This is a genomic window from Variovorax sp. YR752, assembly GCF_943372545.1.
This window is the reverse complement of sequence record NZ_CALRZC010000253.1, coordinates 1-11,541: the sequence shown is the minus strand read 5'-3', so window position 1 is coordinate 11,541 and position 11,541 is coordinate 1. Positions and strand designations below refer to the sequence as shown.

Here is an 11,541-nt window from a genome sequence, read left to right as displayed (position 1 = left end):
CACGGCCGGCGGCAACGGATCCTTCATTGCGCCGAGCTCGCGCGCGCGCAGGTCCTTCCGGTGCACGCCGCTGAGCAGGGACACCGCGCTGCTGGTGGGTTTCATGCCGCGAGCGCGGATCTCGGCGATCGCCTCGTCGACGAACAGCTGGCGCAACTGCTCCACGACGGCCGGGAACGTGGCGCCCCGGCCGATCAGCAGCCTGACCAGCGGGCGGTTCGCCGCCACGAAAGCCTTGAGCACCAGTTCGACCTTCGACGCCATTCCGCAAGTATCGGCGAAGCCACTTGACTCCGGACATGGATTTGGAGAGACTTCCCAAAAATCACTGTTTGGGAAGTTTACCCAAGAAGGTGTTCGCTTCGCTCCTTCGTCCGGTCGCCACCAGCGACTGCTCCATCCACGCCCACAGCCTTCATCGATCCACATGCCATTCATTCGATCGCGCCGACGACCCCGTCTCGCCAGCCTCCTGGCGCTGACCTGTCTTGCTCTGACCGCCTGCGGAGGCGGGGGAGGGGGCGGTGGCACGTCGCTACCGCCGGCCGGCAATACGCTGTCGGTGTCCGTCAGCGCGGGCGGCAGCGTGGTGTCGGATCCGGCCGGCATCGACTGCGGTGCCGATTGCAGCGCCCGCTTCGACCCGGCCACCACCGTGACGCTGATCGCGACACCGGCCACGGGCCGGGTCTTCGCCGGCTGGGGCGGTGACTGCAGCGGCAGCGCACGCACCTGCACGCTGACCATGCAGCAGGCGCGCACCGTGACGGCCGGCTTCAATGCGCCGCCGTCGTCGACCTTCTCGCTGGGCCTGACGGTGACCGGCAGCGGCACCGTCCGCTCGCAGCCGGCGGGCATCGATTGCGGCAGCACCTGCAGTGCGTCGTTTGCCGCCAACAGCAGCGTCGTGCTGAGCGCGACCCCGGGGGCGGGCCAGGTCTTCTCCGGCTGGGGTGGGGCCTGTACCGGTGCGGGTCAGAGCTGCACCGTCACGATGAGCCAGGCGCGCAGCGTCAGCGCCGTCTTCGCCGCGATCGCGCCGGTGCAGCGCACGCTGAATGTGACGCGCACCGGCTCCGGCTTGGTGCGCTCGCAGCCGGTCGGCATCGACTGCGGCAGTGATTGCAGCGGTGCGTTCGCAGACGGTGCGAGCGTCGTGCTCACCGCGACGCCATCGGCGGGTCAGCGTTTCACCGGCTGGAGTGGCGCTTGCGCCGGCGCGACGGCCACTTGCACGCTGGCCATGTCCGCCAATCGCAACGTGGGTGCGACCTTTGCGGCGGCACCGGCGGCGCCGACGTGGCAGACGCCGCAGCTGCTGGAGTCCAACAACGACTTCAACGTGTCCACCCGCGTGCTGACGGCGATGTCGGCCAACGGCCACGCCATCGTGATGTGGGAGCAGTCCGACGGCACGCCCGACGGCAGCACGCGCAAGGTCTTCTCGCGCCGCTACGTCGCCGGCCAGGGCTGGGACGCCGCGGCGGTGGTGCCCGGCGTGTCGACCAGCAGCGGCAGCGTGGCGCTGGTCGAAGGCCGCCTGCTGATCGATGCCGCGGGAACGGCCACCTGGCTGCGGCCGAACCTCGAGACGCGCCGCTTCACCGGCGCCTCCGGCTGGGGCAGCCCGTTCGTGCCTCCGGCGCGCAGCGGCGGCCTGCTCAGCGCGGCGGTGATGGACGCGAGCGGCGCGATCGGCGTCGTGATCTCCGGCCAGGACGTCTACAACATCAGCTTGCCTGCCAATGCGAACAGCTGGCTCGCCTGGGCCCGCGTGGACGCGAGCGGTTCGCTGGACGCCAAGGATGCCGACGTGGCGATCAGCACCAACGGCACGGCCATGGCGATCTGGCGCGAGCGCAACCCGGGCGACTCGAACTACAGCGTCAAGGCAGCGCGCTACCTGCCGCAGTCCGGCGGCTGGCAGGCGCCGCAGACCATCGACGACAGCTTCGATACCGTCAGCCCGGAGAGTCCGCCGCGTGTGGCCATGGACGCCAGCGGCAACGCGATCGCCGTGTGGCATCAGGGTGACTCGCTGTACTACAACGTCTTCAGCGCCACATCGGGCTGGGGAAGCGCCGTCGAGGTCGACGCCAACGCGGTCAGTTCGATCTTCTCGGCCCGCATCCGGCTGGTGATGACGCCCACCGGGCGTGCCGTCGTGATCTGGAACAGCGGCCTCTACGGCGTGAAGTCGATGCAGTACACGCCGGGCGCCGGGTTCTCGACCCCGGTGCTGGTGAACACCTACGGTGTCAACACCCAGCTGGGGCAGGACGCCGATGGCAACGCCGTGATCGTCTACGTCGCGCCCGACCGCTGGCCCAACCCGACCACGGGCAGCGACGTGTACTCGCGCCGCTTGACCTGGGGCGGATCGTGGAGCGGTGCGGTGGCGATCGAACCACAGGACGGGCTGGGTGCCGACGCGTTCTCCGCGTTCAACCGCGAGGGCGACGGCGTGGCCGCCTGGGTGCGCGGCGACGTGGCCGGCAGCAGCGCGCGCAAGAGCCTGTGGGTGAGCCTGCTGCGATGAAGCGCGCGCCGACGTTCAACCCCTGAACCCGCGTTGCCCAGCCCGCCGCGTATCAGGCGGGCCGGGCAACCCCGATGTCTCGACACTGAAAGGAACCACCATGACGCAAGCTTCGCTGACCGTACTTCTCGCCGCCGCTGCCGCCGCCCTGTCCAGCGGCTGCGCCTCGATCGCCGTGACCGACGAGGCCCTTGTGGACCGGACCGCCTTTGCACTCGGGCTGGCCAAGAGCGACTTCACCATCAGCAATCGCACCGACGAGGGCACCACCACGCGCTACAGCGTGCGCAGCAAGGCAGGGCAGGAGTTCAACTGCTTCGTCGGCGGATCCATCAGCGTGATGGGGCGCTCGGTGTCGGAGGCGATCTGCACGAAGAAGGGTGAAGTGGCGCGCAACCCCTTGCTGCGCTGACCCATGCGGACCCTTCTGGCCATGGCCTTGCTCTGCCCGGTCGCGGTGTACGCGGCCCCGCTCTACCTGTGCAAGTCGTACGGCAGTGGCACCTTCTGGTCCAACACGCATTGCAGCACGCAGCAAGCCACCATCGAGCGGATCGTGAGCGTTCCGGATGGCATGCCGTTCGAGATGCAGGTGCAGCTCGGCGATCAGGCCGTCCGGGAGGCGGCGAGGGTGGCTGCCCTGGCGCAGCAGGCTCCCGTGCAGAACTCGGCGCAGCCCACGAAGAGCGAACGTCGTCAAGAAGATTGCCGAGCTCTGGACGAGCGCATCAGTCGCCTCGACTCGCTCGCGCGGCAGCCTCAGTCGGCGTCCACCCAGGACCGCATCGCCGAGCGGCGCCGGCAGGCGCGCGAACGCCAGTTCCAGCTGCGGTGTCGTTGACGATCGGGTTGCCTGCGCGCGCGTGCCGTGGCGCCGCTGTCGGGTGAGTGGCCCTCGCCATCACCCCGGCAGCCCCGCGATCGGGCCGGTCTCCAGGCCGAGCATCTGGCCGTAGCGGAAGCCCACCCACGCGTGCTCTCGCATGAGCATCTCGACGCGCGCCGACTCGCGCCGATCGAGCGCGTCGAATACCAGCTGATGCTGCAATTGCGCGATGCGCAGCTTCTGATACTCGCCGGGCAGCGCGGCGCGGTCCAGCGCGATCGAGTCGGCCGAGGCAAAGGGCAGGTGGTTGTTGCGCGCGATCGCGTCGGCGATGACGCGGCTTTCGTGCGCATCGACCAGGGCGTCGTGGAAGCGCTTGTTGAGCCGGCTCCAGCGGCCGACATCCTCCTCGACCAGGTGGCCCTTGGCCAGGACCGTCGCCCCTTCGGTGATGCACGCGGCCAGCGTCGCACGCACCTCGGCCGACATGCCACGCTCGGCGAGGTGACGCGCCGCCAGGCCTTCGAGCGTGCCGCGCACCTCGACGGCCGCACGCACGTCGGCCTCCGAGAAGCTGCGCACCACGTAGCCGCGCTTGCCGGCCTTGGCGAGCAGCCCTTCCTGTTCGAGCGAGCGGAAGGCCAGGCGCACCGGCGTGCGCGACACGCCGAGCGACTCGGCCACCGGAATCTCCGCCAGCCGCTCGCCGGCGGCCAGGCGACCGTTCACGATGAGCTGGCGCAAGGTGGCGACCACGCTGCTGGAATCGCTCGGCGGGGCTTCTATTGGATCCATTGGTAGGTGATTGTTGCCTTCTGATGTCGGTTTGTCGCACAATTGGATCCAATCAACAACCGCCGATTGGATCCAGGAGACTGCGATGTTCCCGAAAAATGCATGGTACGTGGCCTGCGCGCCGGCCGAAATCGACGAGAAGCCGCTGGGCCGCACGGTGTGCGGTGAGCGCATCGTGTTCTTCCGCGGCCCTGAAGGTCAGGCCGTCGGTCTCGAAGACTGGTGCCCGCATCGGGGGGCGCCGCTGTCGCTCGGCAAGGTGGTCGAGGGCAAACTGGTCTGCGGTTACCACGGCCTGGAGATGGGTTGCGACGGCAAGACGGTGGCGATGCCCGGCCAGCGCGTGCGCGGCTTCCCGCCGGTGACGCACTATCCGGTGATCGAGCGCTACGGCTACGTCTGGGTCTGGCCGGGCGAGGCCGCGAAGGCCGATCCGGCGCTGCTGCCGAACCTCGCCTGGGCCGAGGACCCGGCCTGGACCTTCGGCGGCGGCATGTTCCATGTGAAGTGCGACTACCGGCTGATGATCGACAACCTGATGGACCTGACGCACGAGAAGTACGTGCATGCCACGAGCATCGGTCAGCAGGAACTCGACGAAGTGCCGGCGAACACCACGACCGAGGGCGACGTCGTCATCACCCGGCGCGACATGCCCGGTGTGAAGGCGCCGCCGTTCTGGCAGGCCGCGATGCGTGGCAACGGCCTGGACGATCAGGCCACGGTGGACCGCTGGCAGCGCTGCCGGTTCGTGCCGCCTTCCAGCGTGTTCATCGACGTCGGCGTGGCCCTGGCCGGGCAGGGCGGCTTCGACGCGCCGGCCGCGGTGAAGACTTCGGGCATCGTCGTCGACCTGATCACGCCGGAGACCGAGACCTCTATCTGGTACTTCTGGGGGCTGGCGCGCAACTTCCGCCCCGAGGACAAGGCGCTCACCGCGTCGATCCGCGAAGCGCAGGGCAAGGTCTTCATGGAAGACCTCGAGATGCTCGAGTCGCAGCAACGCAATCTGACGGCCCAGCCCGAGCGCAAACTGCTCTCGCTGAACACCGACCTCGGTGGCGTGCAGGCGCGCCGCATCGTCGACAAGCTGGTGGCGCAAGAGCGCACGGTGGCCCCGTGAGCGGGGTCACGCTGTCCGTGCGCGTGGCGCGCAAGACGGTCGAAGCCGAAGGCATCTGCAGCTTCGAACTCGTCAGCGCCGACGGGGCGCCGCTGCCCGCGTTCGCCGCCGGCTCGCACGTCGACGTTCAACTGCCCGGCGGCCTCACGCGCCAGTACTCGCTGTGCAACGACCCGACCGAGACACACCGCTATCTGATCGCTGTGCTGCGCGACCCGTCCTCGCGCGGCGGTTCTGCGGCGATGCATGAGCAGGTGAACGAAGGCGACACGCTGACCATCGGTGCGCCGAAGAACCACTTCGCGCTGGCCCATGAGGCGGCGAGCCATCTGCTGCTGGCCGGCGGCATCGGCGTCACGCCGCTGCTGTGCATGGCCGAGCGGCTGGCCAACGCCGGTGCGGCATTCGAGATGCACTACTGCACGCGGTCGAAGTCGCGCACAGCGTTCGTGCCGCGCATCGAAGCCTCGCCATTTGCGGAGCGCGTGCAGTTCCACTTCGACGACGGCCCGGCAGCGCAGCGGCTGGACATCGCGGCGCTGCTGGCGCAGGCGCCGGCCGGCCGGCATCTCTATGTCTGCGGGCCGAAGGGCTTCATGGACGCGGTGCTTGGCAGTGCACGTGCGCAGGGCTGGCCCGAGGCGCAGATCCACTTTGAGTTCTTCGGCGCCGAGCCCGCAGCGGCAGGCGGCGGCGAGGCGTTCGAGGTGATGCTCGCCAGTTCAGGCCGGGTCATTCCGGTGCCTGCCGGGGTGAGCGTGGTGCAGGCGCTGGGGCAGTGCGGCGTGGCGATTGCCACCTCGTGCGAGCAGGGTGTGTGCGGAACCTGTCTGACCAAGGTGATCGACGGCGTGCCCGACCACCGCGACCTCTACCTGACCCCCGAGGAGCAGGCCGCTGGCGACCAGTTCCTGCCTTGTTGTTCGCGGGCGAAGTCGGCGAGGCTGGTGCTGGATCTCTAGGCGCCGGTCTGCGGTGCGGATGCCTCTGCAGGGGCTTGCGCTTGCACAAAGTACTGTATTTTCATACAGTACTTTGCATCGCATGGAGGCCACTATGGACTACCCCCTTCGCCAGCACTACCGCCCTGTCGCCACCCGCTTGCCGCGTTGGCTGATGCGCATCTGGCGCTGGCTCTGAACGCTCCTGGTCTCGCTCAGGCGGCCGTGGTGGCGGCGGTGGCCAGGCAGGCGTTGCACTTGCCGAGGCCGGGCAGGCGCGGATCGGGCTTGCCGTCGCCGGTCTTGAAGTTGGCCTGGCAGCGCCGGCACACGTACATCTTCGAGCTCGACATCAGCGGCCGGATGCCGGGTTCGGCGCTGGGCCGCGCGGCGGTGTACTCCGCCTGGGTCTGTCGCAGCTTCAGGGACGGCGATTCGTTCGAGGAAGAGGGCGTGTTGCGGCGTGTGGTCATGAAGCGGTCGTTCCCGAAGAGCTGAACACGAACAAGTGGGGCGCGGCGGCGCCCGATCAACCCGCTATTGTCCCAGTATTCCGCAACACCGACGTAAACGGTTGCACAAGCCGGCCAGGGACACCATTCTGAGCGTTCGGTGCACGGGCTAGAGTCGATGCCATGGCTCGACCCGTGATTGCCCTGGATGCCGATGGCGTCCTGCTCGATTTCCACCTCGCCTACGCCATGGCGTGGCAGCGCGCGTTCGGCGAGTACCCCCGCGAGCGCGACCCGCAGGCCTACTGGCCGATCGACCGTTGGGAGGTTCCGCGCCTGAGGCTGTTCAAGAAGGCACGCTTCAGGTCCACGTTCGACGATCAGTTCTGGTCGACCGTGCCCGCTATCGACGGCGCCATCGAGGCCTGCCATCGCCTGCATGACGCGGGGTACCAGCTCGTGTGCGTCTCGGCACTCGACGCACGCTTCGAGGCGGCGCGGCGCGACAACCTGAAGAATCTGGGCTTCCCGATCCAGCGCGTGATCGCAACGGGCCACCACGAGTCGATGCGCAGCCCGAAGGCCGATGCGGTCGAGGCGATCGGCGCCGAGGTGTTCGTCGATGACTACCTGCCGTACTTCCGCGGCATCCCCGACGCCGTGCACGCAGCGCTGATCCTGCGCGCGCCGAATGGAAGTCCGAATGTCGGGATTGACTTGGCCTGGGTCAGCAGCAGCCACCAGGACCTGCCGGCATTCGTCGACCACTGGCTGTCGCGCTGAAGCGAAGCTGCAATGAAAAGGGGCCGGCTTTGCAGCCGGCCCCGTGAGTTCGCCGAGCGCCGCGGCTACTTGCTGGCGGCAGGCGCCGGGGCCGCTACCGCCGCCGGTGTGGCGGTGTGGCTGGTTGCCTTGCTGGTGGCGCCGCTCATCGGCAGCAGCGGCACGATCAGCAGCGCCACGATGTTGATGATCTTGATCAGCGGGTTGACGGCCGGGCCGGCGGTGTCCTTGTAGGGGTCGCCCACCGTGTCGCCGGTGACCGCGGCCTTGTGGGCTTCGCTGCCCTTGCCGCCATGGTGTCCGTCTTCGATGTACTTCTTGGCGTTGTCCCAGGCACCGCCGCCGGTGCACATCGAGATCGCGACGAACAGGCCCGTCACGATCGTGCCCATCAGCAAACCACCGAGCGCGGCCGCGCCGAGCGTCATGCCCACGACCACCGGCACGATCACCGGCAGCAGCGACGGGACGATCATTTCCTTGATCGCCGCCGTGGTCAGCATGTCGACCGCCTTGCCGTACTCCGGCTTGGCGGTGCCTTCCATGATGCCCTTGATCTCCTTGAACTGGCGGCGCACCTCGACCACCACCGAGCCCGCCGCGCGGCCGACGGCTTCCATCGCCATGGCGCCGAACAGGTAGGGGATCAGGCCGCCGATGAACAGGCCGACAATCACCTTCGGGTCGCTCAGGTCGAAGCTCACGCTCATGCCGCGGCCTTCGAGCGAGTGTGTGTAGTCGGCGAACAGCACCAGCGCGGCCAGGCCGGCCGAGCCGATCGCGTAGCCCTTGGTCACCGCCTTGGTGGTGTTGCCCACCGCGTCCAGCGGGTCGGTGATGTCGCGCACGCTGGCCGGCAGCTCCGACATCTCGGCGATGCCGCCGGCGTTGTCGGTGATCGGGCCGTAGGCGTCGAGCGCCACCACGATGCCGGCCATGCTCAGCATGGCAGTCGCTGCGATGGCGATGCCGTACAGGCCAGCCAGGCCGTAGGCGGCCATGATGGCGGCGCAGACGAACAGCACCGGCCAGGCCGTCGAGCGCATCGACACGCCGAGGCCGGCGATGATGTTGGTGCCGTGACCCGTCGTCGAGGCCTGCGCGATGTGCTGCACCGGCGAGTACTGCGTGCCGGTGTAGAACTCGGTGATCCACACGAGTACGGCGGTCAGCACCAGGCCGACGGCGCAGGAGCCGATCAGCTTCCACTGGGTGCCGGCACCCAGCGCGGTGTCGGGCATCACCAGCATCGTCACGCCGATGAAGGCGACGAACGACAGCACGCCAGCGACGGCCAGGCCCTTGTACAGCGCGGGCATGACGTTCTTCATGCCGGGCGAGGCCTTGACGAACGAGCAGCCGATGATCGACGCGATGATCGACACGCCGCCGAGCAGCAGCGGGTAGACCACCGCCTGCATCGGCGCGGCCGCCACCATCAGGGCGCCCAGCGCCATCGTGGCGATCAGCGTGACGGCGTAGGTCTCGAACAGGTCGGCGGCCATGCCGGCGCAGTCGCCGACGTTGTCGCCGACGTTGTCGGCGATCACCGCCGGGTTGCGCGGGTCGTCCTCGGGAATGCCGGCTTCGACCTTGCCGACCAGGTCGGCGCCCACGTCGGCACCCTTGGTGAAGATGCCGCCGCCCAGACGCGCGAAGATCGAGATCAGCGACGAGCCGAAGGCCAGGCCGAGCAGCGGCTTGAGCACGCTGGACAGGCTCTTGTCCGGCGTCAGGTTGCCGTTGCCGGTGAGGAACATGAAGAAGATCGTCACGCCCAGCAGGCCCAGGCCGACAACCAGCATGCCGGTGATCGCGCCGCCCTTGAAGGCCACATCGAGCGCCGGGCCGATCCCCTTGGTCGCGGCCTGCGCGGTGCGCACGTTGGCGCGAACCGACACGTTCATGCCGATGAAGCCGCAGGCGCCCGAGAGCACCGCGCCGACGACGAAGCCGATGGCGGTGCTGCCGTCGAGGAAGATGCCGATCAGGATGGCCAGGACCACTCCGACGATCGCGATGGTCTTGTACTGCCGGGCCAGGTAGGCGGCTGCACCCTGCTGGATCGCTCCGGCGATTTCCTGCATGCGGGCATTGCCGGCACTCTGGCTGAGAATCCAGCTTCGCTGAACGAAGCCGTAGACAACGGCGGCCAGACCACAGGCCAGCGCGATGTAAAGCGCCACGGTGGTGGACATCAGTGGATCTCCTTCCTCATTGATTGGCTCTTCGATTGATTGAATACAACGGAACGTTCGCGCAAGCGCAAGCCGCGGCCCGCTCCAGGGCTCGCGGGATGCTACGGGATCAGCCCCGGCGCCGGCAACGTCGCCGGCCCGGTGTTTTCCACCGTTCCGTGCCCCTGATCAATGTGTCAGGTCGCCGACAGTGCTCTGCGTAGAATGCGGGTTTTTCCGTAGTCAGTCCACACCGCCATGAGCCTGCACAACGTCACCCCCGGCGCCAAGGCGCCCGATCAGTTCAACGTGATCATCGAGATCCCGATGAACGCCGACCCGATCAAGTACGAGGTCGACAAGGAAACGGGCGCGATGTTCGTCGACCGCTTCATGACGACGGCGATGCACTACCCGTGCAACTACGGCTACATCCCGATGACGCTGGCCGACGACGGCGACCCGGTCGACGTGCTGGTGATCACGCCCTACGCGCTGACGCCGGGCGTGGTGGTGACCTGCCGGCCCCTGGGCGTGCTGAAGATGGACGACGAGGCCGGTGGCGACGCCAAGCTGCTGGCCGTGCCGATCGACAAGGTCTGCCCGATCTACAGCCACTGGCACAAGCCGGAAGACATCAACCAGATGCGCCTGAAGGCGATCCAGCACTTCTTCGAGCACTACAAGGACCTGGAAGCCGGCAAGTGGGTGAAGGTGCAGGGCTGGGAAGGCCCGGACTCGGCCAAGGCCGAGGTCTCCTCCGGCATGACTGCGTACCAGAAGGCCAAGCAGAGCGCCTGAGCGGGCGAGCGGCCGGCACGGCCGCGGATCTTTTCGGGACCGGTGCACTCCTACACTGCCGTCTCCCGAAGCCCCCGTGCCGACCATGCTCAGACACCTCCGCGGTCTCGTCCTCGTCCTCATCGGCCTGCACATTGGCCTCGCCCAGGCCGCCCCGCTGCCAGGCGGCCTGCGCGCCGTCACCGAAGTCGAAGGCATCTCCGAGTACCGGCTGGCCAATGGCCTGCGGCTGCTGCTGGTCCCGGACGACTCCAAGCCGACCACCACGGTCAACCTGACTTACCACGTCGGCTCTCGCCACGAGAACTACGGCGAGACAGGCATGGCCCACCTGCTCGAGCACCTGATCTTCAAGGGCACCGCGACACACCGCAACGTGTGGGCGGAGTTCGAAAAGCGCGGCCTCAGCGCCAACGGCTCGACCAGCTTCGACCGCACCAACTACACCGCGAGCTTCTCCGCCAACGAGGCCAACCTCGACTGGTACGTCGGCTGGCTGGCCGACTCGATGGTCAACAGCTTCATCGCGCGCAAGGACCTCGACACCGAGATGACCGTGGTGCGCAACGAGATGGAGATGGGCGAGAACAGCCCGCAGCGCATCCTCTACCAGCGCACGCTGGCGCTGATGTACGACTGGCACAACTACGGCAAGGACGTGATCGGCGCGCGCAGCGACGTCGAGAACGTCGCCATCGCCCGGCTGCAGGCCTTCTACCGCCAGTACTACCAGCCGGACAACGCGACGCTGATCGTCTCCGGCGCCTTCGACTCGGCGCGGGTCCTGCGCCGTGTGGCCGCGACCTTCGGCAAGCTGCCGAGGCCGAAGCGGACGCTGCCCGCCCAGTACACGCTCGACCCGGCGCAGGACGGCGAGCGCAGCGTGACGCTGCGGCGGACCGGCGGCGCGCCGCTGATCTTCGCGGGCTACCACATGCCGCCGGCGAGTCACCCGGACTCGGCGGCGGGTGACCTGCTGGCGCTGATCCTCGGCGACACGCCGTCCGGGCGCCTGCACAAGGCGCTGACCGAGAAGCAGCTCGCGGCGGGCACCTTCGGCGAATCCTTCGGCCTGGCGGAGCCCTCGGCGCTGCTGCTCGGCGC

Annotated in this window: 11 protein-coding genes and 1 pseudogene; 8 read left to right on the top strand and 4 right to left on the bottom strand. The window is 68.3% G+C overall.

What is annotated here, in order from left to right; translation table 11 throughout:
• Positions 1-264, bottom strand: a pseudogene (locus AAG801_RS35560) (hypothetical protein); the annotation flags it as partial.
• A gap of 298 nt (positions 265-562) precedes the next feature.
• Between AAG801_RS35560 and AAG801_RS35555 the strand changes: the two are divergent.
• From AAG801_RS35555 to AAG801_RS35545, 3 genes are all read left to right on the top strand, one after another.
• On the top strand, positions 563-2,539 hold the full coding sequence (locus AAG801_RS35555; RefSeq protein WP_341892654.1) for a hypothetical protein: 1,977 nt from the start codon (positions 563-565) through the stop codon (positions 2,537-2,539).
• A 100-nt stretch (positions 2,540-2,639) separates the two neighbouring features.
• Positions 2,640-2,951, top strand: coding sequence for a hypothetical protein (locus AAG801_RS35550; RefSeq protein ID WP_341892653.1), 312 nt, complete (start codon positions 2,640-2,642; stop codon positions 2,949-2,951).
• A 3-nt stretch (positions 2,952-2,954) separates the two neighbouring features.
• Positions 2,955-3,380 (top strand): hypothetical protein, encoded by a 426-nt coding sequence (locus tag AAG801_RS35545; protein WP_341892652.1) that lies wholly within the window; start codon positions 2,955-2,957, stop codon positions 3,378-3,380.
• 60 nt (positions 3,381-3,440) lie between these two features.
• Here AAG801_RS35545 and AAG801_RS35540 read toward each other — a convergent pair whose 3' ends face one another.
• Positions 3,441-4,160, bottom strand: coding sequence for a GntR family transcriptional regulator (locus AAG801_RS35540; protein WP_341892651.1), 720 nt, complete (start codon positions 4,158-4,160; stop codon positions 3,441-3,443).
• Between the two features lie 85 nt (positions 4,161-4,245).
• Here AAG801_RS35540 and AAG801_RS35535 point away from each other — a divergent pair, with 85 nt between their 5' ends.
• A complete protein-coding gene (locus tag AAG801_RS35535) occupies positions 4,246-5,283 on the top strand; it encodes an aromatic ring-hydroxylating dioxygenase subunit alpha (RefSeq protein ID WP_341892650.1) in 1,038 nt (345 codons plus the stop codon).
• Complete coding sequence (locus tag AAG801_RS35530) at positions 5,280-6,245, top strand: PDR/VanB family oxidoreductase (RefSeq protein ID WP_341892649.1); 966 nt, start codon at positions 5,280-5,282, stop codon at positions 6,243-6,245. Before AAG801_RS35535 ends, AAG801_RS35530 begins: the two co-directional genes overlap by 4 nt.
• Before the next feature lie 194 nt (positions 6,246-6,439).
• Here the strand turns inward: AAG801_RS35530 and AAG801_RS35525 are convergent, their stop codons facing one another.
• Positions 6,440-6,697 carry a hypothetical protein gene (locus AAG801_RS35525; protein WP_341892648.1) on the bottom strand — a complete coding sequence of 86 codons (258 nt, stop codon included), beginning with the start codon at positions 6,695-6,697 and terminating at the stop codon, positions 6,440-6,442.
• 162 nt (positions 6,698-6,859) lie between these two features.
• Between AAG801_RS35525 and AAG801_RS35520 the strand changes: the two genes are divergently transcribed.
• Positions 6,860-7,459 (top strand): HAD family hydrolase, encoded by a 600-nt coding sequence (locus AAG801_RS35520; protein ID WP_341892647.1) that lies wholly within the window; start codon positions 6,860-6,862, stop codon positions 7,457-7,459.
• Between the two features lie 65 nt (positions 7,460-7,524).
• Here AAG801_RS35520 and AAG801_RS35515 read toward each other — a convergent pair whose 3' ends face one another.
• A complete protein-coding gene (locus AAG801_RS35515; protein WP_341892646.1) occupies positions 7,525-9,657 on the bottom strand; it encodes a sodium-translocating pyrophosphatase in 2,133 nt (710 codons plus the stop codon).
• A 237-nt stretch (positions 9,658-9,894) separates the two neighbouring features.
• Here AAG801_RS35515 and ppa point away from each other — a divergent pair, with 237 nt between their 5' ends.
• The gene (ppa, locus tag AAG801_RS35510) at positions 9,895-10,437 is read left to right on the top strand and encodes an inorganic diphosphatase (protein ID WP_341892645.1); all 543 of its coding nucleotides are present in this window, start codon (positions 9,895-9,897) and stop codon (positions 10,435-10,437) included.
• Positions 10,438-10,522: 85 nt separating this feature from the next.
• Positions 10,523-11,541: pitrilysin family protein (locus AAG801_RS35505; RefSeq protein WP_341892644.1), on the top strand; the 1,019-nt coding region annotated here is incomplete at its 3' end.

What these genes read in the sequence shown, in the direction of transcription:
- AAG801_RS35545 (WP_341892652.1), top strand. Translation starts at nt 2,955, where the DNA reads ATGCGGACCCTTCTGGCCATGGCCTTGCTCTGCCCGGTCGCGGTGTAC.
- AAG801_RS35525 (WP_341892648.1), bottom strand. Translation starts at nt 6,697, where the DNA reads ATGACCACACGCCGCAACACGCCCTCTTCCTCGAACGAATCGCCGTCC.
- AAG801_RS35550 (WP_341892653.1), top strand. Translation starts at nt 2,640, where the DNA reads ATGACGCAAGCTTCGCTGACCGTACTTCTCGCCGCCGCTGCCGCCGCC.
- AAG801_RS35535 (WP_341892650.1), top strand. Translation starts at nt 4,246, where the DNA reads ATGTTCCCGAAAAATGCATGGTACGTGGCCTGCGCGCCGGCCGAAATC.
- AAG801_RS35540 (WP_341892651.1), bottom strand. Translation starts at nt 4,160, where the DNA reads ATGGATCCAATAGAAGCCCCGCCGAGCGATTCCAGCAGCGTGGTCGCC.
- AAG801_RS35520 (WP_341892647.1), top strand. Translation starts at nt 6,860, where the DNA reads ATGGCTCGACCCGTGATTGCCCTGGATGCCGATGGCGTCCTGCTCGAT.
- AAG801_RS35515 (WP_341892646.1), bottom strand. Translation starts at nt 9,657, where the DNA reads ATGTCCACCACCGTGGCGCTTTACATCGCGCTGGCCTGTGGTCTGGCC.
- ppa (WP_341892645.1), top strand. Translation starts at nt 9,895, where the DNA reads ATGAGCCTGCACAACGTCACCCCCGGCGCCAAGGCGCCCGATCAGTTC.